We start from the raw sequence: 21,990 nt of genomic DNA, 5'->3' as shown, positions 1-21,990 counted from the left end.
TGTTCACCCGTCGAGCACTCGCCACCATCGACCAGCCTCCGCCCATCAATCCCAGCCACCGCAAATGCAGAACATCCCCAAACCAGATGGAGTTCTGCTATGGATGACGTTCCCCGGACAGCCCTGCCTTTCAGGGGGAAGGAGAAGACAAGTCTGTCAACTCCGCACCAGCAGCGTGTTGCTCCGCGTCCGGCCCTGCTCGACGTAACCGCGCGCATGCATGTCCGCAATGCAGTCGTCGGCCCATTCGTCGTTCGACAGGTGCTCGATCACCACCGCGCGCGGCCACAGTGACTGCGGCGCGTCGCGGAAGAAGCCGATCAGCACGCGGTCCTCGAAACCCTCGACGTCGATCTTGAGCGCATCGACCTTGGTCGCGCCGGCCTCGTCGAGGATGCGTTGCAGCCGCAGCGACGGCACCTTGAACGCCTTGCCCGTCGGCGTGCCGGTGACGATGTGGCTGGCGCCGAGATTATCGCCGTCGGTCTCGATCATCAGTCCGCCATCGGTCGGGCCAGCGGCCGCCGCAACCAGGCGCACCTGCGGAAAGCCGGAGGCCTGGGTGTTGAACTTGAGCCGCGCATGCGTCACCGGATGCGGCTCGATCGCGATCACCCTGCCACCGGGCCCGACATCGCGCGCCAGCGCCAGCGCATAGGTGCCGACATTGGCGCCGAGATCGACGAAGGTGCCATCCGCGCCGACATGCGCCCGCAGGAAGGCGAGTTCTTCAAGGTTGTAATCGGGATTGAACAGCGCGCCGCGCTCGGTCGCGCTCGCCTGATGATAGAAGCGGAACGATGCGCCCTGATAGGTCACGTCCAGCGGCCCAGCGCCGAACAGATTGACCAGTTTCGACAGCCAGGGTCGGAACGCGCCGCGCTTCAATCCTGAGCCATGCGCCAGGCGGATGATGGCGGCCTGCGCCGCATTGGGCGCGAAGGCGCCGAACGGCGCCGGCGATATGTCGTTGCTCGGGATCACGCATGGCCTCGTCAAAAGCGCGGCATGCATAGCCGGTTTTGCCGGCAGCGCCAACGCCCGTTACGCCGCCTTGCCCGCTGCCTGTCGTTGCCGCAGGAAGCGGCCGAGCAGCCTTCGCTTGCCCTTGCGCGGGATCAGGTCGACGTCGCTGACCAGTTTGGCGCCGCCCTTGCGGCGCTCCAGCACGATCTTGCGGCTATGGAACGCTTCGAGCTCGACGCGGTGGGCGACGCTGACGATGGTCGCCTTCGGCAGTTCCGTCGTCACCGTCTCCATCATCTTGTCCTGGCTCTTCTCGTCGAGCGCGGACGTCGCCTCGTCGAGCACGACGATGTCGGGGGCGTGCAGCAGCAGGCGGGCAAAGGCGAGCCGCTGCTTCTCGCCGCCGGACAGGGTCTGGTCCCACGGCGCGTCCTCCTCGATCTTGTCCTTGAGATGGTCGAGGCCAACCTTGTGCAGGGCACGGCTGATCTCATCGACGTTCCAGTCTTCCGCCGCACCGGGATAGGCCACCGCGCGCCGCAGCGTGCCCGAGGGCACGTAGGGCTTTTGCGGCAGCATGAACAGGCGGCGGTCCGCGTGCAGGCCGACACTGCCGCCGCCCCACGGCCACAGCCCGGCGATGGCGCGCACCAGCGTGCTCTTGCCGGTGCCGGATTCGCCGGCGACCAACAGCCGCTCGCCCGGTTCGATCACCACTTCGGTCTCGCCGACCACGGCGGTGCCGTCGTCCAGCGTGACGGAGAGATCGTTGAGGCTCAGCATGGCCTCGCCCTCGGTCTCGCCGCGCTCGATGCGGCCGAAGCCGTCGCCGGTCTCGGCGCGTTCCAGCCCGTCAAGCGACATCATCAGCGAGGCGATGCGCCGTGCGCAGGCGTTCCAGTCGGCGAGCCGCGGATAGTTGTCGACCAGCCAGCCGAACGCGGTCTGCACGATGGTGAAGGCCGAGGCCGCCTGCATCACTTGGCCGAGCGACATGCTGCCGTCGAGGAATTTTGGCGCACACAGCAGCAAGGGTACCACCGGCGCAATGAGATTCGATCCCTGCGACACCAGCGTCGTGCGCATGTGTTGCCCGGCGAGCCGCGCCCATTGCCGCAACACGTTCGAGAACGTCTTGTCGATGCCGTCGCGCTCCTCGGTTTCGCCGCCGAGTAGCGCGATGCTTTCGCCATTCTCGCGCACGCGGGTCAGGATGTAGCGGAATTCCGCTTCCGCCTGGTTCTTGTCCTCGGAGATCTGCGCGAAGCTGCGGCCGATCGCCGTGATCGAGCCCGACGCGATCGCCGCATAGATGATGGCGGCAATGACCAGGAAGCCCGGGATGCTGATCGACGAGCCGCCGAGCGTCACCGTCAGCGCGCCGCCGATGGTCCAGAGCACGACGATGAAGGTGACGGCCGAGAGCAGCGCCGACGTCACGCCGGCGACGAAGTCGACCGGAGAATCGGTCGCGATCCGCAAATCCTCCGCGATCCGGTATTCCGGATTCTTGTGATCGCCGTCGACGAGGTTGAGCTGGTAGTAGCGGCCGTTCGTCAGCCATCGCGAGACGACGGCGTTGGTCAGCCAGGCGCGCCAGCGCCGCTGGATGCCCATGCGGCCGAACACCTGGGCGACCCCCAGTAGCACGCTGCCGATCGCGAGCGGAAAGAAGGTGGCCGTCAGGTGGAAGACACTGGCCGAATCGCGCTTTTCGATCGCATCGAAGATCGCGCGATTCCAGACATTGATGCCGTACTGAACGGCGACATTGGCGACGATCAGCAGCAGCAGGCCGATCGTGAACAGCCACGCCAGCCGGTCGCCGCTCCGGCCCCAATAGCCGCGCGCGCTGATCCAGAACCGCGTCAGCAAATAGTCCTTGCGCGCCTGTTCGGCCTCTTCGGCCGACAATTCGGGATCGGGTTCGACGATTTCGGGCGGCGGCGGTTCGACATCGTCGCCGCCTTCGGCAATCACCTCGACGAATTCCGACTTCTCATCCCCTTCGCTTGGCGCGGGATCCTTGCGCTCTTGACCGGCCGCCTTTGCGCTCGCTTTCCGGGACGATGCAGTCTTGGCCGACGACGGCCCGTCCGACGATTTGGATTTTGCCTCAGCTTTGCCCATGGCAGATAACGCCAGGCAAATTACCCGGTTCCGCACTGGGACCGGCGGTCAGTCGCGCGGATTGCAACGACGAGTCCCCGCCACAACATCCGCCGCGGCGGTATGGCTCCCTGCTTTCGCCAGGACGACAGCGTGCTTGGGATGTGCCGCGCAACTACCTCACTCCGCCGGCGCCTGATCGCGCTTCAGCCGGCGCGAGCGCGTTGCTTTGTGCAGCACGCGCGCGAGCTGCTCGGCCGAATAGGGCTTCTGCAGCAGCTCGAAGCCACCGCTGCCCTGCTGCGACAGCACCTGGCTGTAGCCGGAGGCGAGCACGATCGGCAGATCGAGGCGCTGCCGGCGGATCTCCTCCGCAAGCTCGATGCCGCTCATGCCGGGCATCACGACGTCGGTGAACACCAGGTCGAACCGGTCAGCGTCGACGGCCAGCTCCTCCAGCGCGTGGGTGGCGTTGTCCACCAGCACGCAGGTGCAGCCGAGCTGGGTCAGCGTGTCCGCGGCAAACTTTCCGACCTCGGCATTGTCCTCGACGATCAGGACCGATGCGCCGGTCCGATCGACCGAGGGCGCGTCCTCGGCGCGCGGCGCTCGCGCGCCATGCCCGCCGACGACGCGCGGCAGATACAGCGTGAATGTCGCACCCTTGCCGACTTCGCTGGTGACGGTCACCTCGCCGCCGGACTGCTTGGCGAAGCCGAACACCTGCGACAGGCCGAGGCCGGTGCCGTGACCGACCTCCTTGGTGGTGTAAAACGGCTCGAAGATGCGGCCGAACAGCTCCTGCGGAATTCCGACGCCGGTGTCGGTCACCGACACCGCGACATGGCCGGGCGAGTTCGGCGGCGTGCTGGTCGCGGACGGCAGTCCGTCCACGGCGCGGACAGCGATCGTGAGCCGGCCGACGCCGTCCATGGCGTCACGCGCGTTGACCGCCATGTTGATGATGGCGGTCTCGAACTGGCCGGCATCGGCGTTGACGAGACAGGTCTCGTCCGGCACCTGCGCTGTGATCTCGATGCGCGCGCCGATCAGGGTTGCGATCATCTCGCTCAGGGTGCGGACATTCTGGCAGGCGTCGAACACCTCGGGCTTGAGGGTTTGCCGCCGCGCGAATGCAAGCAGCTGGTTGGTCAGCTTGGCGGCACGGTTCACGGTGTTGGAGATCGCATCGATGTAGCGCTGCCGCCGCGGCTCCGGCAGGTCCGGCCGCCGCAACATGTCGACTGACGCGCGGATCACGGTGAGCAGGTTGTTGAAGTCGTGCGCGACGCCGCCGGTGAGCTGCCCGAGTGCCTCGAGCCGCTGGCCGTGCCGCAATGCCTCCTCGGCCTCGATGCGCCGGTTGGCCTCCTCCTGCAGGCGCTGGGTTCGCCGGAAGGCGAGTGCGAGCAGGCCGAACAGCAGGGCGGTGGCCGGGATCCCGAAGATCAGGTGCTGGGCCATGGTCGACCTCCAGCGCGACTGGATCGCCGAGGTTTCGAGGCCGGCGCTGACATAGATCGGGTATCCGGCCAGCCGCTGGTAGCGCATGCGCCGCTCGATGCCGTCGGCCGGGGATTGGATCGTCATCGTCCCGGCCTCGGGATTGGCGACGATCTGCCGCCCGAGCGGGCCGCTCGGCTCGAACCGGACATCGTGGTCAACGGCAGGGAAGTGTGCCAGCACGGCGCCGTCGGTCCGGATCAGCGCCAGGAAGCTGCCGGGCTCGCGGCCGATCCTGGCGTAGAAATTCTCGAAATATTCCGGAAGCACGGAGGCCTGGATCACGCCGGCAAAGCTGCCGTCGTCGCCGTTGCGGCGCCGGCCGACGCTGAAGAACCGCGAGCCCAGATAGGGCGGCCGCGGCGTCAGCACCTCGCCGATATAGGTGCCGATGTCGCCCTGGGCATGGATCCGGAAGTAATCCCGGTCCGAGAAGTCGACGTCGGGGGCCGGCTGCACCAGGCTGTTGACCAGGGCGCGGCCGTTGGCATCGAACACCCAGACCGATTTCACCTGGGGGAGCGCCATGGCGACCTGGCGCAGCCGCTCGTGCAGGCTCTTCTCGCGCGCGCCGATATCGGCATCGCCCATGCCGCGGACGACCTCGGTGACCTCGGCGAGGCCGCGATCGATGGTCTCGAACACCTTCAGCGCGTGCTCATGGGCGACATCGAGCGTGCGCTGGATCTCCTGGTCGGCGGCCTCGCTGGTCGAGATCCAGGACATTGCGGAGGCAAAAACGAACAGCGCCAGCGGAAGGGCCAGCGCGGCGGCCATCATCCATTGCAGCAGTCTCAGCGAATTGCGTTGTGCGGTCTGCACGGGCGCTCCGGCTCCGCGCGGACCATAACGCAAACCGTTGCGCGGGAGGAAGCGAAACGGCGCCGCCGGGCGCGGCGCGGACGCTCGTTCGCCATTCCGCGACCTGTCAAGGTTACCGGAGGCCAACCCGGATCAATCAATTCGCAGCCGGCTCGCGTCCGGGGCGGCACGGGCGGCTGCGGCGCGGTAACATCACGACCTCGTTAGCCGCTCGCCGGCAGTCAAGCGGAAAATCGGCCTGGATGGCGCTTTCGGCCGCTGTTTTTAGGAGTTCTAAAACCTCTCACGGGCAAACGCTTGACCCTGTGACTACCTGCTGAAAAACAGGCCGCATGACAGGCGATCCAAACAGCTCCCGGGATGATTTGCAGGACGTCCGGCTCGGACATGCGGATCGCGGTTTTGTCGGAAAGATCATCAGGCTCGATGCGCTCGTGACGGGCTCATCGCTGTCTCCGCAGGAGCTGGAGCAGCGCCTGGTCGAGATGGGATTTGTCGAGGGCGCGCGCGTGGAAATCCTGCATGAAGGCACGATCCGAAAGGACCCGATCGCGGTGCGCGTCGACAACATCACGATCGCGCTGCGCCGGAGCGAAGCCATGGCTGTGATCGTCGAATGACCGCTGCATCCCTGCGCCTGGCGCTGGTCGGCGCGCCGAACACCGGCAAGACGTCGCTGTTCAACAGCCTGACCGGCAGCCGTCAGAAGGTCGCCAACTATCCGGGCGTCACGGTCGAGCGCAAATCCGGCGGCTTCGTCACGCCGGAGGGCCGCAGCGTGACCGTGCTCGACCTGCCCGGCACCTATTCGTTGCGCGGCCGCAGCCCGGACGAGGAGATCACCCGCGACATCGTGCTCGGCCGCTTCGACGGTGAGGCGGTGCCCGATCTCGTGCTCTGCGTCGCGGACGCCACCAATCTGCGGCTGACCTTGCGGCTGGTGCTCGAGCTGAAGCGCGTCGGCCGGCCGATGATGCTCGTGCTCAACATGATCGATATCGCGAAGCGCCGCGGCGTCACGATCGACATCGACCGGATGTCGCAGGAGCTCGGCCTGCCGATCGTGACCTCGGTCGCGGTTCGCAAGGGCGGCATCGACGAGCTCCTGAAGCGAACCGACGAATTCCTGGCCAAGTCGCATGAGGCGGCGGCCAGCGAATGGACGACGCCGACGATCGCCGACCTCAAGGCGGCGCAGCGCGAGGCGGACCGCATCATCGCGGCGGCGGTGACGCTGCCGACCAAGCCCGACACGCTGACCAACCGGATCGATTCGGTGGTGCTGCATCCGGCCTGGGGTCTCGTGATCCTGGCCGTGATCCTGTTCGTGATGTTCCAGGCGGTGTTCACCTGGGCGCAGCCGGCGATGGAGTTCCTGTCGGACAGCTTCGCCGCGCTCGGGCAGCTGATCCACAATTTGCTGCCCGAAAGCTGGAGCCTGTTGCAGAGCTTCCTACAGAACGGCGTGATCTCCGGCGTCGGCAGCGTGATCGTGTTCCTGCCGCAGATCATCATCATCTTCCTGTTCATCCTGCTGTTGGAAGATTTCGGCTACATGGCGCGCGCCGCGTTCCTGATGGACCGCATCATGGGCGGCGCCGGGCTGCATGGCCGCGCCTTCATTCCGCTGCTGTCGAGCTTTGCCTGCGCAATTCCAGGCATCATGGCGACGCGCGTCATCGACAACCGCCGCGACCGCCTGACCACGATCCTGATCGCGCCGCTGATGACTTGCTCGGCGCGCATTCCGGTCTACACGCTGATTATCTCCGCTTTCGTTCCAGCGACCACGCTGTGGGGTTTCGTCAACCTGCAGGGGCTCGTGATGTTCGGCCTCTATACCGCCGGCATCACCAGCGCGCTGACGGTCTCGGCGATCGCGAAATTCTTCCTGTGGCGCGATCACGCGCCGGCGCCGTTCATGCTGGAATTGCCCGACTACAAGATGCCGCGGCTGCGCAGCATCGCGATCGGCGTGTTCACCCGCGCCAAGATGTTCCTTTACCGGGCCGGGACTACGATCCTCTCGATGATGGTGCTGATCTGGTTCCTGGCCTCGTTCCCGCAGGCGCCGGCCGGCGCCGAAGGGCCGGCGATCAATTACAGCTTTGCGGCGATGATCGGCCATGCGCTCGAGCCGCTGCTGCGGCCGATCGGCTTCAACTGGCAGATCGCGGTGGCGCTGATCCCGGGCATGGCGGCGCGCGAGGTCGCGGTCGCAGCCCTCGGCACCGTCTATTCGATCGAGGGAGGCAAGGAGGCGGCGGACCAGATCGGCCAGGTGCTGGCGCAGAAATGGACGCTGGCGACCGCGCTGTCGCTGCTGGTCTGGTACATCTTCGCCCCGCAATGCGCCTCGACGCTCGCGGTGATCCGCCGCGAGACCGGCGGCGCGAAGTGGATGGTGGTGACGTTCATCTACATGCTCGCGCTGGCCTATGTCGCGAGCTTCCTGACCTTCAACCTCGCGCAGGCGCTTGGCCTGCATTGATCGGCAACGCAGTTTCATCATTTCGACTCGAAACTACGATAGGTGCATGCAACCAAGCGAAGCAGTAGAGTTGGCCGAGGGCGCGTGAAGCGGCAGGCGCCTCCGCGTGTTCCCTGCGAGACCATGCAATGTCGACGTACGGCCTGGAGCGGCTATTTTCGCCTCGAAGCATCGCAATCGTCGGCGGCAGCCCGCGTCCGTCGTCGCTCGGCGCGGCGGTGCTCAGGAACATCAAGGCGAGCGGCTTCACCGGCCGCGTCGGCGTCGTCAATCGGAACTATGCCGACGTCGATGGTGCGCCGACCGTTCCCGACCTGAAATCGCTGCCGTTCGTTCCGGATCTCGTCGTCATCAGCGCACCGGCGGCGGCGGTTCCGGAAATCGTCGCGGAGGCGGCTTCGGCCGGCGTTGTCGGTGCGGCGATCCTGTCGGCCGGTCTCGGCCATGGCGCGGGCTCGCTCGCGGAGGCCGCGGGGCAGACGGCGCGACGGCATGGCATGCGCCTGATCGGGCCGAATTGCCTCGGCGTCATGGTGCCGCGCGCCAAGCTCAATGCGAGCTTCGCCTCGCATCAGCCGTCCGACGGACACGTTGCCCTGATCTCGCAGTCCGGCGCGGTCGCGTCGGCGATGATCGAATGGGCGGCGGAGCGGCGGCTCGGCTTGTCCGGCATCGCGTCGATCGGCGACCAGCTCGATGTCGATGTCGCCGACCTCCTGGATTATTTCGCGCTCGACGACCACACCAGCGCGATCCTGATCTATCTCGAAGCCGTCAAGGACGCGCGCAAGTTCATGTCGGCGGCGCGCGCCGCGGCGCGGTTGAAGCCGGTCGTCATCGTCAAGTCGGGACGGATGGCGCAGGGCGCCAAGGCCGCCGCGACCCACACCGGCGCGCTGGCCGGCTCCGATGCGGTCTACGACGCCGCATTCCGCCGCGCCGGCATGCTGCGCGTCTACGACCTGCGCCAGCTGTTCGATTGCGCAGAGCTGCTCGGCCGCGGCTTCATCCCGCGCGGCAACCGGCTGGCGATCCTGACCAATGGCGGCGGGCTCGGCATCCTCGCGACCGACCGGCTGGCTGAACTCGGCGGCGTTCCCGCGACACTGACGGCGGAGACCATCGCGCGGCTCGACAAGGTGCTGCCGTCGGGCTGGTCCTGCGCCAATCCCGTCGACATCGCGGGCGATGCCGATGCCGACCGCTACGTGGCGGCGCTCAACGCACTGCTCGATGATGCGAACAGCGACGCGGTGCTGGTCGCGAATGTGGAAACCGCGGTTGCGCCGGCCCAGGGAATTGCAGAGGCGGTGGCGCAATGCGTGCGCGACCGCAGGACGAAGCGGAGTGCGGTTGCCGCGCTGGTGCTTGCGGCCTGGGTCGGCGCCGACGAACGCGCCGGCGCGATCTTCGAGGCGGCGCGGATTCCGCATTTCCCGACCGAGGACGATGCGGTGCGCGCCTTCATGTATCTGGTGCGCTATCGCGAGGCCTCCACGGCGCTCGCCGCAACCCCGCCGGGCGTCGCATCGGTGTTCACGCCGGAGACGGCGGCGGCGCGCCACGTCGTCGTGAACGCGCTGTCGGAAGGGCGCGCCTGGCTCGATCCGGCCGAGATCGTCGCGCTGTTCGCGGCCTATCATATTCCGATCGTGACGACGCTCGTCGCCGAGACCGCCGAGGACGCCGCCGCGAAGGCGGCGCCGTTTCTCGCCGAGGGACATGCGATCGTGGTCAGGGTGTTCTCGCGCGACATCCGGCACGCCTCCGATGTCGGCGGCGTGATCCTCGACCTGCGCACGAAAGACAACGTCGTTGAAGCTGCACGGACGGTCATGGCGCGGGCACGAAGTGCCCGGCCCGATGCCATCCTGCAGGGCGTGACGATCCAGCCGATGATCGTGCGGCGCGCGGCGCGCGAGCTGATCTTCGGCATCGCCGAAGATCCGACCTTCGGTCCGGTGATCGTGTTCGGCCGCGGCGGCCCCGCGGTCGAGGTGATCAACGACAAGGCGCTGGCGCTGCCGCCGCTCGACATGAATCTCGCCCGTGAGCTGATCGGACGCACCCGCGTTTCGCGGCTGCTCGGCGGCTATGGCGATGTGCCGGCGGTCCCGGCGGACGTCGTGCCGCTCACCCTCGTCAAGCTGGCGCAGATGGCGGCCGACATTCCCGAGGTCGCCGAGCTCGACATCAATCCGATGCTGGCGGACGAGAGCGGCGTGCTCGCGCTCGATGCGCGGGTCGCGATCCGCAAGCCGGCGCGGCTGTTTGCCGGCCAAACGCGGCTCGCCGTCAGGCCCTATCCGTCGCAATGGGAAGGTGAGCTTGCGCTGCGCGACGGCTCGCGTGTCACGGTGCGCCCGATGCGGCCGGAGGATGAGCCGATGGTCAGCGAGTTCTTCAAGCGCGTCACCGCCGAAGACCTCAGGCTGCGCTTCTTCCATGCGATGAAGGAATTCTCGCACGCCTTCATCGCGCGCCTGACCCAACTCGACTATGCGCGCGCGATGGCGTTTGTGGCGCTCGATCCGAACACCGGCGAGATGATGGGGGCGGTCCGGCTGCATTCGGACTCGCTGTACGAGAATGCCGAATACGCGATCCTGCTGCAGTCCGATCTCAAGGGCAAAGGCCTGGGCTGGGCGCTGATGCAGCTCCTGATCCACTATGCGCGGTCGGAGGGATTGAAGCGTCTGTCCGGCCAGGTGCTGACCGAGAACACCACGATGATCGGGATGTGCCGCGATCTCGGCTTCACCGTGACGATGGATCCGGACGATCACAGCATCGTCGATGTCGTACTCGACCTCGATCGATCCGGCGTCGATGCGGTCGGCGCCGATATCTTGATCCGGCCCGCTGCGGCTGGCCGCTGATAACAGCGCCAGCCGCGGCCGCGTCGGATCAGATCTGGCGTTCGACCAGCTTGAACTTGAGCTCGGCGATCGCTTCGGAGGGATTGAGGCCCTTCGGGCACGCCTTGGCGCAGTTCATGATGGTGTGGCAGCGATAGAGGCGGAACGGATCCTCGAGATTGTCGAGCCGCTCGCCGGTCGCCTCGTCGCGGGAGTCGGTGACCCAGCGGTTTGCCTGCAGCAGCGCGGCGGGGCCGAGGAAACGCTCGCTGTTCCACCAATAGCTCGGGCACGAGGTCGAGCAGCAGGCGCACAGGATGCACTCGTAGAGACCGTCGAGCTTCTCGCGGTCCTCGTGGCTCTGCCTCCACTCCTTCTGCGGCGTCGGCGTCGTGGTCTTCAGCCACGGCTCGATCGAGGCATACTGGGCGTAGAAATTGGTCAGGTCGGGAACGAGGTCCTTCACCACCGGCTGGTGCGGCAGCGGATTGACCTTCACGGCGCCGCCCGCGCCGACGTCGTGCATCGACTTGGTGCAGGCCAGCGTGTTCTGGCCGTCGATGTTCATCGCGCAGGAGCCGCAGACGCCTTCGCGGCAGGAGCGGCGGAAAGTCAGCGTCGGGTCGATGTGGTTCTTGATCCAGATCAGGCCGTCCAGCACCATCGGACCGCAATCATTGGTGTCGACATGATAGGTGTCGACGCTCGGATTCTTGCCGTCGTCCGGGTTCCAGCGATACACCCGAAATTCGCGCGTCTCGGTGGCGCCGGCCGGCTTCGGCCAGGTCTTGCCGCCTGAAATCTTCGAATTCTTCGGAAGTGCGAATTCAACCATGCTTGCTCGCCTTCGTTCTCAGTAGACCCGCGCCTTCGGCGGGATGTACTGCACGTCATTGGTCATCGTGTAGCTGTGCACCGGACGGTACTCGATCGCAGTCTTGCCGGCCGGATCGATCCAGGTCAGCGTGTGCTTCATCCAGTCCTTGTCGTTGCGGTCCGGGAAGTCCTCGCGCGCATGCGCGCCGCGGCTTTCGGTGCGGTTCGCCGCCGAATCCATCGTCACGACCGCCTGCACGATCAGATTGTCGAATTCCAGCGTCTCGACCAGATCGGAATTCCACACCAGCGAGCGGTCCGACACCGAGATGTCGCCGACGCCGCCATAGACCTTGTGGATCAGGTTCTGGCCTTCCTGCAGCACGTCGCCGGTGCGGAACACCGCGCAATTGTTCTGCATCACATGCTGCATGCTGTCGCGCAGCTTGGCGGTCGGCGTGCCGCCGGAGGCGTGGCGGAAGTGATCGAGGCGGCCGAGCGCGAGATCGGCGGAATCCTTCGGCAGCTCCGGCTGCTTGGCGTTCGCCGTCAGCTTGTCGGCAAGGCGCAGCGCGGCGGCGCGGCCGAACACCACGAGGTCGATCAGCGAGTTGGAGCCGAGGCGGTTGGCGCCGTGCACCGACACGCAGGCCGCTTCGCCGATCGCCATCAGGCCCGGCACCACCGAATTGTCGTCGCCATTGCGCTTGGTCAGCACCTCGGCGTGATAATTCGTGGCGATGCCGCCCATGTTGTAGTGCACGGTCGGCACGATCGGGATCGGCTCGCGGGTGACGTCGACATTGGCGAAGATCTTTGCCGATTCGGAGATGCCCGGCAGCCGCTCATGCAGCACCTTCGGATCGAGGTGGTCGAGATGCAGGAAGATGTGGTCCTTCTTCTTGCCGACGCCGCGGCCTTCGCGGATCTCGATCGTCATCGCGCGCGAGACGACGTCGCGCGAGGCGAGGTCCTTGGCCGACGGCGCATAGCGCTCCATGAAGCGCTCGCCCTCGGAGTTGACGAGATAGCCGCCTTCGCCGCGGGCGCCTTCGGTGACGAGGCAGCCCGAGCCGTAGATTCCGGTCGGGTGGAACTGGACGAATTCCATGTCCTGCAGCGGCAGGCCGGCGCGCAGCACCATGCCGCCGCCATCGCCGGTGCAGGTGTGCGCCGAGGTGCAGGAGGCATAGGCGCGGCCATAGCCGCCGGTCGCCAGAATCGTGGTCTGGGCCCGGAAACGATGCAGCGTGCCGTCATCGAGCTTGAGCGCGATCACGCCGCGGCAGACGCCCTGATCGTCCATGATCAGGTCGATGGCGAAGAACTCGATGAAGAACTCGGCCGAGTGGCGCAGCGACTGGCCATACATCGTGTGCAGCATGGCGTGGCCGGTGCGGTCGGCGGCGGCGCAGGTGCGCTGTGCCTGGCTCTTGCCGAAGTCGATGGTCATGCCGCCGAACGGGCGCTGATAGATCTTGCCGTCCTCGGTGCGCGAGAACGGAACGCCCCAATGCTCGAGCTCATAGACCGCGTCGGGCGCGTTGCGCACCATGTATTCGATCGCGTCCTGGTCGCCGAGCCAGTCCGACCCCTTCACGGTGTCGTACATGTGCCAGCGCCAGTCGTCCTGATGCATGTTGCCGAGCGAGGCCGAGATGCCGCCCTGCGCCGCCACCGTGTGCGAGCGGGTCGGGAACACCTTGGTGATGCAGGCGGTGCGCAGCCCGGCTTCCGAACAGCCGACCACGGCGCGCAGGCCGGCGCCGCCGGCACCAACCACGACGACGTCGTAGGTATGGTCCTGGATCGGGTAGGCCTTGCCGTTCGTGGCCGGGCCACCGTTGGTGGCCTTGCCGTTTCCTTCACCGGCCATGGATCAAACTCCCGACGACAATTTGAGGATTGCGTAGATCGAGGCCAATGCGACCGCGACGCAGAAGAAGTTGTTCGCCATCACGCTGGCGATCTTCAGCTTCTCGTTGTGGATGTAGTCTTCGATCACGACCTGCATGCCGATCTTCATGTGCCAGGTGCTGGCGATAATGAAGAGCAGCAGGATGATGGCGATCGGGATCGAGCCGAGGATCTGCGCCGCGCCGGCATGGTTGCGGCCGATCAGCGTGATCACCACGACGATCACGGGAACGATCAGCAGCGTCATCGCAACCGCGGTGAGGCGCTGGCGCCAGAAATCGCCCGTGCCGGTATGCGCGGAGCCGAGGCCGCGGACGCGCTCCAGCGGCGTGCGCATCGAGGAGGGGCCGCTCATCGTCCACCTCCCACGGCGTAGGCAATGATCCAGACCAAAACGGTCAATGCGATGCCGGCGACCAGCGCGCCCCAGGTCAGGGCTTCGCGCTCATTGGCCTTGAAGCCGTAGCCGAGGTCCCAGACGAAATGCCGGATGCCGCTGCACAGATGGTGCATCAGCGCCCATGTGTAGCCGAACACGATAAGCTTGCCGATCGCGCTGCCGGTGAAGGCCTGGACGTTGGCGTAAGCCGAGGGGCCGGAGGCGGCGGCGATCAGCCACCAGGCCAGCAGCAGCGTGCCGAAATAGAGGGCCAGACCCGTGGCGCGGTGGACGATGGACAGCGCCATCGTCAGCGTCCACCGGTAGGTCTGCAAATGGGGTGAAAGCGGTCGTTCGATCCTGGCGGTCATCGGCGGGCTTTATGTTGTGAGGGACCGCGGCCGGCCCATCGGGGAACGCGGTAGAGGAGTTCTATTTACGGAGTCGGATCACCCCGCGCAACGGCCAAATAGCCTTCGGTCGAACCGAAGTTCATTGTTAGAGTTGCCGAATTCTGGTTGATCCGCAGTGTGGTATACCAGATGCAAGGCCGAGCGAACAAAGTAATGAATCAGGATGCTCGTGGATCGATTGGCGCGCTCAGCTGCCCGCAAACGGGGTCCGCAAGGCGTCGATTTCGCCCCACTGCTCCACCAGATAATCGACAAATGCCCTGATCTTAGGCGATGCGAGACGTGACGGCTGAAGCATCAGATGTAGCGGCGTCGGCGCCGCCTCGTGGTCGATCAGCAGGCGCGTCAGGCGACCGCCGGCGAGATCGGACTGCACCTGCCAGGACGGCACGCGGACGACGCCGGCGCCCTCCCGCGCCGCGCTGACCAGCGCGTCGAGGCTATTCATCCAGAGCCGACCGGATATGCGGATTTTGCGACCCGTCTTGCTGCCGTCGGCAAAACGCCACTCCGCGCTGCCGGGCGAATTGGAAAACACCAGGCAGTCATGCCCGGCAAGATCGTCCGGGGTCTGCGGTGCGCCGTGCCGGGCCAGGTAGTCCGGCGACGCGCACACGATCATCTGCAGATCGGTGAGCTTGCGCGCTACGAGTTGCGAGTCGCGCAAGCGGCCGATGCGTATGGCCAGATGGATATCCTCCTCGACCATGTCGACGGCGCGGTCGATCAACAGCAGGTCGACGGACAGCGCAGGATAGCGGCGCAGAAACTCGACCAGCAGCGGCGCGATCACGAGCCGTCCGATCAGACTCGGCGAGCTGACGCGGATCCGTCCCGATGGCTGATGCGGGTCGCGCGCCAGCGTCGCCTCGATCTCCCTGACTTCGCCGAGGATCGATTTCGCGCGCTCGTAGAGGATGCGTCCGTCGTCGGTCAGCGCGAGCTGGCGGGTGGTGCGCAGCAGCAGGCGAGTGCCGAAATGCTCCTCGAGCGCGCTGATCTGCCGGCTCACCGAGGTCAGCGAGCTTGGCAGTGAGCGCGCGGCCGCCGACAGGCTGCCGCTCTCGACCGCGCGGACAAAGGCCGCCATCGCCGCAAGCTGGTCCAAGCCCGATCCTTCCGTATTTCGCAAGAGAGCCTGCTCAAGTGCATAGATACTCCCGAATCCCAAAAGGGGCTATTGCTCACCGCGAACAGTCTCAGGACGGCGCCGGGGAACCTGGTGTGGCCCTACATCGATACTGCGAAGGACATGATGGCCGGCCTCGATCCCAAGGAGCTACTCGAGCTTGCGCTGCTGCTGATCGCGGTCGGCGCGCTTTCCGGCTTTCTTGCTGGGCTGTTCGGCATCGGCGGCGGCGCGATTCTGGTGCCGGTGTTCTACGAATGCTTCCGCCTCGCCGGCGTGCCGCTCGAGGTGCGGATGCCGCTGTGTATCGGCACCTCGCTCGCGATCATCATCCCGACCTCGCTGAGCTCGTTCCGCGCGCATTATCGCCGCGGCGCGGTCGATATGGCGATCCTGAGGCGATGGTGGCTGCCGATCGTGATCGGCGTCGCCGCCGGCAGCGTCACCGCGCGCTTCGCGCCGGAGCGGCTGTTCAAGATCGTGTTCGTGATGGTGGCATGGTCGGCGGCCGCGCGCCTGCTGCTGGCGCGCGAGACCTGGAAGTTCGGCGACGACGTGCCGAAGGGCTTTTTGATGCGCGTCTATGGCTTCTTCGTCGGCCTGTTGTCGACGCTGATGGGCATCGGCGGCGGCCTGTTCGCCAATTTGCTGATGACCTTCTACGGCCGGCCGATCCATCAGGCGGTCGCGACCTCGTCGGCGCTCGCGGTGCTGATCTCGATCCCCGGCGCGCTGGGCTATGTCTATGCCGGCTGGCCCGCCGCCGCGCGCTTCCCCGACGTCACCGCGCTGCAACTGCCGTTCGCGCTCGGTTACGTCTCGCTGATCGGCGCGCTCTTGGTGATGCCGACCACGCTCGTCACCGCGCCGCTCGGCGTCAAGGTCGCGCACGCGCTGTCGAAGCGGGCGCTGGAGGTGGCGTTCGGGGCCTATCTCTTCATCGTCGGCGGACGGTTCGTGATCAGCCTCGTCGGCGGACATTAGCCGCAGCGCGTAGCCCGGATGGAGCGAAGCGTAATCCGGGGTTCATGCCAGTGATAGACCGCTCCCGGATTTCGCTTCGCTCCATCCGGGCTACGAACCGAGCGGACAACAGCCGCAGTCAGCCCTTCAACCGGACCTCGCTGTTGCCCCAGTATCGCAGATCGCCAGCGCTCTCGATACGATCCAAATCAGAGAGCGCCTGCAATCGGGCCGCCGTCGCCTCATAGGTGATAGCCCAACCGAGTTCCTTGAAGCGCTTTTCCGCATCGGTCACGAACGCCACAACTTTCCGCCAGCGGGACTTCAAAAGCGAGAAGATGACTTCGTCCAGTTGATCTTCGGTCACCGATGGCGGGAGAAGTACCTCGCTCCATGTCAATTCGCTGAAGAGATGCGGGGGCCTCGGTGGAGGTTTTAGGTCCGGATGCTGGGCATAGATGCCCACCAACAGCTTTCGGTGGACGATTTCGTAGAGTTCCTTGAGATGCTCCCACAAGGCGTCGCGCTCGGCCTCGTCGATTTGCCCCATGGCCATGACCGTACGATCGAGTGCTCGGCCCACGTTCAGTAGGCGTCTTTTCAGTTCGGCCGCCTGCTCTCGATCCATGCCGGGTCCCCGTCACCGCGTCCTGTAAATATCCTTGCGCGCTTCTTTCCGCAGCGCGTAGCCCGGATGGAGCGAAGCGCAATCCGAGGTTCTCGCAGCTGATAGAGTGGTCCCGGATTTCGCTTCGCTCCGTCCGGGCTACAAAACCACGCGTTAGTCCGTCAGTCGTACTTGGCTGTGGGTCGGTGAACGGGGATCACCCTCACCTTCGATTCGACCGGTATCCCATAGGTATCGCAAACGTGCTGCCATCATGCGATAGCTGAACGGCAATCCCAGCTCGTCGGAACGTACGATGCCTTTGCCTAGAACCAGCGCGGCCTTTTGCCAATATGGCTCAAGCAGCGACATGAGGAATTCGTCGAGCGCTGCTGTGGTCGCGCCGCGCGGCAATTTTACGTCGCTCCATGCCACGTCGGAGGTGGGGGAGGGGACAGGCAATTCCTCAAGAAGCGCGGACGGCAGCAAGTCGGGAAATTTTTCGTAAAGCGGCACCATCACTTGCCATTGCAACTCAATCAGAAGCTCGAAGAGCGGGCCGTCAAATTCGAGCTGCTCCTCTTTTCCGAGTTCTGCAATAGCCGTTCGGGCTTTCATCATCGCCTCGTTGGCGACGATGAGGTGGTCACTCAACCGAATAGCCTCTTTGCGATTCATCGGTTATCGCGGATTGTCGCGCCCCCTTACCCCTTCGCGTAAATATCCTTGTAGGTATCCCGCAGAATGTTCTTCTGCACCTTGCCCATTGCGTTGCGCGGCAGTTCGTCGACGACGAAGACGCGCTTCGGCATCTTGAACTTCGCCAGTCGTCCGTCGAGCGCCTTCAGCACTGACGCCTCGCTGACATCGGCGCCCTTGCTGCACACCAGGACGGCGGTGACGCCTTCGCCGAAATCGGCATGCGGCACGCCGATCACGGCTGATTCGATCACCCCGGGCATGGCGTCGATCTCGCTCTCGATCTCCTTCGGGTAGACATTGAAGCCGCCCGAGATCACGAGATCCTTGCCGCGCCCGAGGATGTGGACATAACCCTTGTCGTCGATCTTGCCGAGATCGCCGGTGATGAAGAAGCCGTCGCCACGGAATTCGGCCTTGGTCTTCTCCGGCATCCGCCAGTAGCCCTGGAACACGTTCGGGCCCTTCACCTCGATCACGCCGATGGTCTCGCGCGCGAGCTCCTTGCCGGTCTCGGGATCGGTGACCCGCACCGAAACGCCGGGCAGCGCGAAGCCGACTGCGCCGGGCACGCGATCGCCGTCATAGGGGTTGCTCGTGTTCATGTTGGTCTCGGTCATGCCGTAGCGCTCGAGCACGGCGTGGCCGGTGCGATCAGACCATTCGCGATGGGTGTCGGCGAGCAGCGGCGCCGAGCCCGAGATGAACAGCCGCATGTGCCTGGTCGCGTCCTTGTTCAGGCTGGGGTTCTGCAGCAGGCGGGTATAGAAGGTCGGCACGCCCATCATCACGGTGGCGCGCGACATCAGCTTGATGATCACGTCCGGATCGAACTTCGGCAGGAAGATCATCGAGGCGCGCGCGAACAGCGTCACGTTGCTCGCCACGAACAGGCCGTGGGTGTGATAGATCGGCAGCGCGTGGATCAGCACGTCCTTGTCCGTGAAGCGCCAGTAGTCGACCAGCGAATACGAGTTCGACGCCAGATTGTCGTGCGAGAGCATCGCGCCCTTGGAGCGGCCGGTGGTGCCCGACGTGTAGAGGATCGCGGCGAGATCGTTATTACCGCGCGGCACGGTGGCGAATTCCGTCGCCGCCTTGTCGGCGGCCTCGGTCAGCGAACCCTTGCCGCTGGCACCGAGCGTCTCGACCTTGGCGCCCACCTTGGCTGCGATCGCCTTGATGCCGTCCTGCTTGGAAGGATCGCAGACCACCAGCGCCGGCTCGGCATCGGTGATGAAGTATTCGAGCTCGTTCAGCGTATAGGCGGTGTTCAGCGGCAGGTAGACGCCGCCGGCGCGCACGGTGGCGAGATACAGCACCAGGGCCGAAACCGACTTCTCGGTCTGCGCCGCGACGCGGTCGCCCGGCTTGACGCCGCGCTCAACCAGCACGTTCGCCATCTGGCCTGCGCGCGCGATCAGATCGCCATAGGAGATGCGGCTGCCGTCGAGCTGCTCGATCGCGAGCCGGCCGGGGTCGTCGAGGCCGTCGAACAGGCGGGAAAACAGATTGGCGTTGGTGGTCGTGTTCATGCAAAGATTCCCCGAGGGGCGAAGGGCCAGAAGATTTCGGCTGGATTAGCAAAAACGCCCTTCAGAAAGCAACGGAGACAGTTTGCATGACAAATAATGGGAAACGCGTGGCCTGGGTCACCGGCGGCGGCACTGGAATCGGCGAATCCGGGGCGGAATTCCTGGCTGCGGACGGCTGGACGGTGGTGATCTCCGGCCGCCGCAGGGAAGAGCTCGACCGCGTGGTGGCCAACATCACGAAAAAGGGCGGCAAGGCCGAGGCGATCCCGCTCGATGTCAGCAACAAGACCGATGTCAACAAGGCCGCCGAGACGATCGTCGCCAAGCACGGCCGCATCGACCTCCTGGTCAACAGCGCCGGCATCAACGTGCCGAAGCGCAGCTGGGCCGACTGGAACTGGAAGGCTGGGACAAGCTCGTCGAGATCAACCTCAACGGCGTGCTCTACTGCATGCGCGCGGTGCTGCCGACGATGCGCAAGCAGAAGGACGGCTGCATCATCAATGTCGCCTCCTGGGCCGGCCGCCACGTCTCGAAGATGCCGGGTCCGGCCTACACCACGACCAAGCACGCGGTGCTGGCGCTGACCCATTCCTTCAACATGGACGAATGCGTCAACGGCCTGCGCGCTTGCTGCCTGTCGCCGGGCGAGGTCGCGACCCCGATCCTGAAGCAACGGCCGGTGGTGCCGAGCGAAGCCGAGCAGGCCAAGATGCTGCAGCCGGAGGATTGCGGCCGCACCATCGCCTTCGTCGCCAGCATGCCGGCACGGGTCTGCATGAACGAGATCCTGATCAGCCCGACCCACAACCGCGGCTTCATCCAGACGCCGGCGAACCGGGATTAGATGAGGACCGTCTTCTCCTTCCCCCTGAAAGGGGGAAGGCCGGGATGGGGGTCAGCCGCAGGCTATGCTGTATGCGGAGAGCGCTGATCCCCACCCGCCTTGCTCTGCGAGCAAAGCGACCTCCCCTTTTCAAGGGGAGGTTGGACTCCGTAGCCCGGATGGAGCGAAGCGTAATCCGGGGCGGTCTTCCCGCGGAGAGGCTGGTCACGGATTTCGCTGCGCTTGATCCGGGCTACAAACGACGGAGTCCCGCGCGACTCACTCGATGATCTCGTTCAATTCCTTCCCGGTATGCTCCGGCACGAACAGGAACACGCCGATCGCCATCGCGATCATCAGCACCGGGATACACAGGAACGACAGCGCGAATGAGCCGGTGTGCTGCTGGAGTGCGATCGAGACGAACGGGAACAGCACGAAGCCGACGAAATAGGCGATCGCCCAGACCACGCCGTTGGCGGCGCCGCGGATGCGGGTCGGGAAGATCTCCGCGGTCAGCGTTGTGCTCGGCCCCCAGAAGCCGAGGAAGCCGAGACACCAGGCGAGCCCGAACGCCCAGAGCAGCACACGGTCCTCGGAATAGACCCAGAGCGTCATGAAGATCGCACCCTCGATCAGGGTGATGATGAAAGTGCGGCGGCGGCCGATCTTGTCGATCAGCCAGCCCACCAAGCACAGTCCAAGGAAGCCGCAGAGCCCGTAGAACACGTAGAACAGGCTGTACTCGGTGGTCGACCAGTGCTTCTCGGTCGATAGATACAGCGGCATCCAGGCGCCGACCGTGCCGTAGATGCAGGTCGAGGCGCAGGCGACGAACAGCGCGACAAGCGTGGCGGGCAGCACGTCGGGCATGAACACCTGGCGGATGCCGACCGACTTGGCCTTGCCGAACCAGGCGCTGTCCTCGGCGCTGACCGTGCCGCCGCGCGCCAGCGTCTCCGAGATGCGCCGCTTGCGGTCCTGCGCGCGCACCCAATAGGGCGATTCCGGGCAGGTGGAGCGGATATAGATCGCAAGCAGCGCGATCACGCCGGGCACCATCACTGCGATGCGCCAGCCGAAATTGGCAGCCACGAGCCCGGTGATTGCGCCGGCGAGCGTGGCGCCGAGGCACCAGGCCGAGCGGGTGATGCTGATGACGCGGCCGCGCAGCCGGGCCGGCCAGGTCTCCGCGACCAGCATCGAGCCCAGCGACCATTCGCCGTTGAGCGCGAAGAACAATAGCGAGCGCGCGATCACGAACACCGCGAAGGTCGGCGACATCGCCGCGACCGGCATCAGGAGCGAGAACAGCGCGATATTGACGGCGAGCAGCGTGCGGCGACCGTAGCGGTCGGCGAGCCATGGCCAGAAGTAAAGCCCCGCGATGCCGACGAACAGCGCGATCTGCATGCCGGAGCGGTACTCCGGCAGGCTCAGCGAAAATTCCTTGATCACCATCGGCGAGATCAGCGCGAAGATCACGCCGTCCATGCCGTCAAAGCCCCAGCCGAGTGCGTTGGCGGTGGCGATGTGCCAATGCGTTTTCGTGATCTCGGTTGTGTCCGCAACCGCGCGGTAGTTGGCGTATTGCAGGTGCTTCTGCTCGAGCGGACCGATGTCGATGCCTGCATCGTTCACCGCAGGTGCGGCGTGGCCGTCAGCCGTGATGCTGCTCATGATGCCTCCCCGCGGCCGCTTTCTGCGAAGCCGTGCCGCAACCTCAAGCTGAACCAATCGGCTAGTGGCGGCAAGCAAATTGCTCGCGGCAGCGCACGCGTCCATTCCGCTGAATGGAATGCCTGGCGGGCTGCGCGAGGTGTCGCGTGTACGCAGCGCGCGCCGGCCGGTTTCAACAATCACAAAGAATTATTTCCGGAAACCGTCGGGAAAACCTGCCGTAGCTCGGCCAACGACGACGCACACATCAACCAGCACGCGCCGTTGTTGCCCCTTC

General features: G+C 65.5%; 16 protein-coding genes and 1 pseudogene. 5 read left to right on the top strand and 12 right to left on the bottom strand.

The features are described 5' to 3' along the window. Positions 1–156 precede the first annotated feature (156 nt). From I6F38_RS34830 to I6F38_RS34820, 3 genes are all read right to left on the bottom strand, one after another. Positions 157–1,014: an FkbM family methyltransferase gene (locus I6F38_RS34830; RefSeq protein ID WP_225163606.1), complete on the bottom strand. Its 858-nt coding sequence runs from the start codon at positions 1,012–1,014 to the stop codon at positions 157–159. 30 nt (positions 1,015–1,044) lie between these two features. Further along, positions 1,045–3,096 carry an ABC transporter ATP-binding protein/permease gene (locus tag I6F38_RS34825; protein ID WP_225163605.1) on the bottom strand — a complete coding sequence of 684 codons (2,052 nt, stop codon included), beginning with the start codon at positions 3,094–3,096 and terminating at the stop codon, positions 1,045–1,047. A 159-nt stretch (positions 3,097–3,255) separates the two neighbouring features. Further along, on the bottom strand, positions 3,256–5,400 hold the full coding sequence (locus I6F38_RS34820; protein WP_225163604.1) for a hybrid sensor histidine kinase/response regulator: 2,145 nt from the start codon (positions 5,398–5,400) through the stop codon (positions 3,256–3,258). A 332-nt stretch (positions 5,401–5,732) separates the two neighbouring features. Here I6F38_RS34820 and I6F38_RS34815 point away from each other — a divergent pair, with 332 nt between their 5' ends. The 3 genes from I6F38_RS34815 to I6F38_RS34805 all read left to right on the top strand — a co-directional run bounded on the left by I6F38_RS34815 (position 5,733) and on the right by I6F38_RS34805 (position 10,770). Further along, on the top strand, positions 5,733–6,020 hold the full coding sequence (locus I6F38_RS34815) for a FeoA family protein (protein WP_057018132.1): 288 nt from the start codon (positions 5,733–5,735) through the stop codon (positions 6,018–6,020). After that, entirely contained in the window at positions 6,017–7,891 is a 1,875-nt protein-coding gene (locus tag I6F38_RS34810) for a ferrous iron transporter B (RefSeq protein WP_225163603.1), read from the top strand. The genes I6F38_RS34815 and I6F38_RS34810 overlap by 4 nt, the downstream gene beginning before the upstream one ends. 128 nt (positions 7,892–8,019) lie before the next feature. Then, positions 8,020–10,770 carry a bifunctional acetate--CoA ligase family protein/GNAT family N-acetyltransferase gene (locus tag I6F38_RS34805; protein WP_225163602.1) on the top strand — a complete coding sequence of 917 codons (2,751 nt, stop codon included), beginning with the start codon at positions 8,020–8,022 and terminating at the stop codon, positions 10,768–10,770. A 28-nt stretch (positions 10,771–10,798) separates the two neighbouring features. Here I6F38_RS34805 and I6F38_RS34800 read toward each other — a convergent pair whose 3' ends face one another. The 5 genes from I6F38_RS34800 to I6F38_RS34780 form a co-directional block, all read right to left on the bottom strand. Further along, positions 10,799–11,584, bottom strand: coding sequence for a succinate dehydrogenase iron-sulfur subunit (locus tag I6F38_RS34800; RefSeq protein ID WP_028337893.1), 786 nt, complete (start codon positions 11,582–11,584; stop codon positions 10,799–10,801). A gap of 18 nt (positions 11,585–11,602) precedes the next feature. Further along, positions 11,603–13,441 (bottom strand): succinate dehydrogenase flavoprotein subunit, encoded by a 1,839-nt coding sequence (gene sdhA / locus I6F38_RS34795; protein WP_057018135.1) that lies wholly within the window; start codon positions 13,439–13,441, stop codon positions 11,603–11,605. 3 nt (positions 13,442–13,444) lie between these two features. Then, positions 13,445–13,819: a succinate dehydrogenase, hydrophobic membrane anchor protein gene (gene sdhD, locus I6F38_RS34790; RefSeq protein WP_085964893.1), complete on the bottom strand. Its 375-nt coding sequence runs from the start codon at positions 13,817–13,819 to the stop codon at positions 13,445–13,447. A 14-nt stretch (positions 13,820–13,833) separates the two neighbouring features. Continuing rightward, positions 13,834–14,232, bottom strand: coding sequence for a succinate dehydrogenase, cytochrome b556 subunit (sdhC, locus tag I6F38_RS34785; protein WP_028337891.1), 399 nt, complete (start codon positions 14,230–14,232; stop codon positions 13,834–13,836). Positions 14,233–14,461: 229 nt separating this feature from the next. Next, positions 14,462–15,364 carry a LysR family transcriptional regulator gene (locus tag I6F38_RS34780; protein ID WP_225163608.1) on the bottom strand — a complete coding sequence of 301 codons (903 nt, stop codon included), beginning with the start codon at positions 15,362–15,364 and terminating at the stop codon, positions 14,462–14,464. Positions 15,365–15,526: 162 nt separating this feature from the next. Between I6F38_RS34780 and I6F38_RS34775 the strand changes: the two genes are divergently transcribed. Continuing rightward, positions 15,527–16,387 (top strand): sulfite exporter TauE/SafE family protein, encoded by an 861-nt coding sequence (locus I6F38_RS34775; RefSeq protein WP_225163607.1) that lies wholly within the window; start codon positions 15,527–15,529, stop codon positions 16,385–16,387. Between the two features lie 118 nt (positions 16,388–16,505). Here the strand turns inward: I6F38_RS34775 and I6F38_RS34770 are convergent, their stop codons facing one another. The 3 genes from I6F38_RS34770 to I6F38_RS34760 form a co-directional block, all read right to left on the bottom strand. After that, positions 16,506–16,994: a hypothetical protein gene (locus I6F38_RS34770; protein ID WP_225163601.1), complete on the bottom strand. Its 489-nt coding sequence runs from the start codon at positions 16,992–16,994 to the stop codon at positions 16,506–16,508. Positions 16,995–17,147: 153 nt separating this feature from the next. Continuing rightward, positions 17,148–17,651, bottom strand: a complete 504-nt coding sequence (locus I6F38_RS34765) for a DUF3658 domain-containing protein (protein ID WP_225163600.1) — start codon at positions 17,649–17,651, stop codon at positions 17,148–17,150. A gap of 26 nt (positions 17,652–17,677) precedes the next feature. Continuing rightward, the gene (locus I6F38_RS34760; RefSeq protein WP_225163599.1) at positions 17,678–19,207 is read right to left on the bottom strand and encodes a malonyl-CoA synthase; all 1,530 of its coding nucleotides are present in this window, start codon (positions 19,205–19,207) and stop codon (positions 17,678–17,680) included. A gap of 86 nt (positions 19,208–19,293) precedes the next feature. Between I6F38_RS34760 and I6F38_RS34755 the strand changes: the two are divergent. Continuing rightward, positions 19,294–20,054 (top strand): annotated as a pseudogene (locus I6F38_RS34755) (SDR family oxidoreductase). 258 nt (positions 20,055–20,312) lie between these two features. Here I6F38_RS34755 and I6F38_RS34750 read toward each other — a convergent pair. Then, the gene (locus I6F38_RS34750; RefSeq protein WP_225163598.1) at positions 20,313–21,713 is read right to left on the bottom strand and encodes an MFS transporter; all 1,401 of its coding nucleotides are present in this window, start codon (positions 21,711–21,713) and stop codon (positions 20,313–20,315) included. Positions 21,714–21,990: the final 277 nt, after the last annotated feature.

This window comes from Bradyrhizobium sp. BRP56, assembly GCF_020194035.1.
GTDB classification, from domain to species: domain Bacteria; phylum Pseudomonadota; class Alphaproteobacteria; order Rhizobiales; family Xanthobacteraceae; genus Bradyrhizobium; species Bradyrhizobium australafricanum.
The sequence above is the reverse complement of the archived record's forward strand: the minus strand, read 5'-3'. Positions and strand labels throughout refer to the sequence as shown.

Excerpts from the sequence above, each read along its gene's own strand:
- I6F38_RS34830 (WP_225163606.1), bottom strand. The coding sequence starts at position 1,014 with ATGCATGCCGCGCTTTTGACGAGGCCATGCGTGATCCCGAGCAACGAC.
- I6F38_RS34825 (WP_225163605.1), bottom strand. The coding sequence starts at position 3,096 with ATGGGCAAAGCTGAGGCAAAATCCAAATCGTCGGACGGGCCGTCGTCG.
- I6F38_RS34815 (WP_057018132.1), top strand. The coding sequence starts at position 5,733 with ATGACAGGCGATCCAAACAGCTCCCGGGATGATTTGCAGGACGTCCGG.
- I6F38_RS34810 (WP_225163603.1), top strand. The coding sequence starts at position 6,017 with ATGACCGCTGCATCCCTGCGCCTGGCGCTGGTCGGCGCGCCGAACACC.
- I6F38_RS34805 (WP_225163602.1), top strand. The coding sequence starts at position 8,020 with ATGTCGACGTACGGCCTGGAGCGGCTATTTTCGCCTCGAAGCATCGCA.
- I6F38_RS34800 (WP_028337893.1), bottom strand. The coding sequence starts at position 11,584 with ATGGTTGAATTCGCACTTCCGAAGAATTCGAAGATTTCAGGCGGCAAG.
- sdhA (WP_057018135.1), bottom strand. The coding sequence starts at position 13,441 with ATGGCCGGTGAAGGAAACGGCAAGGCCACCAACGGTGGCCCGGCCACG.
- sdhD (WP_085964893.1), bottom strand. The coding sequence starts at position 13,819 with ATGCGCACGCCGCTGGAGCGCGTCCGCGGCCTCGGCTCCGCGCATACC.
- sdhC (WP_028337891.1), bottom strand. The coding sequence starts at position 14,232 with ATGACCGCCAGGATCGAACGACCGCTTTCACCCCATTTGCAGACCTAC.
- I6F38_RS34780 (WP_225163608.1), bottom strand. The coding sequence starts at position 15,364 with ATGGCGGCCTTTGTCCGCGCGGTCGAGAGCGGCAGCCTGTCGGCGGCC.
- I6F38_RS34775 (WP_225163607.1), top strand. The coding sequence starts at position 15,527 with ATGATGGCCGGCCTCGATCCCAAGGAGCTACTCGAGCTTGCGCTGCTG.
- I6F38_RS34770 (WP_225163601.1), bottom strand. The coding sequence starts at position 16,994 with ATGGATCGAGAGCAGGCGGCCGAACTGAAAAGACGCCTACTGAACGTG.
- I6F38_RS34765 (WP_225163600.1), bottom strand. The coding sequence starts at position 17,651 with ATGAATCGCAAAGAGGCTATTCGGTTGAGTGACCACCTCATCGTCGCC.
- I6F38_RS34760 (WP_225163599.1), bottom strand. The coding sequence starts at position 19,207 with ATGAACACGACCACCAACGCCAATCTGTTTTCCCGCCTGTTCGACGGC.
- I6F38_RS34750 (WP_225163598.1), bottom strand. The coding sequence starts at position 21,713 with ATGAGCAGCATCACGGCTGACGGCCACGCCGCACCTGCGGTGAACGAT.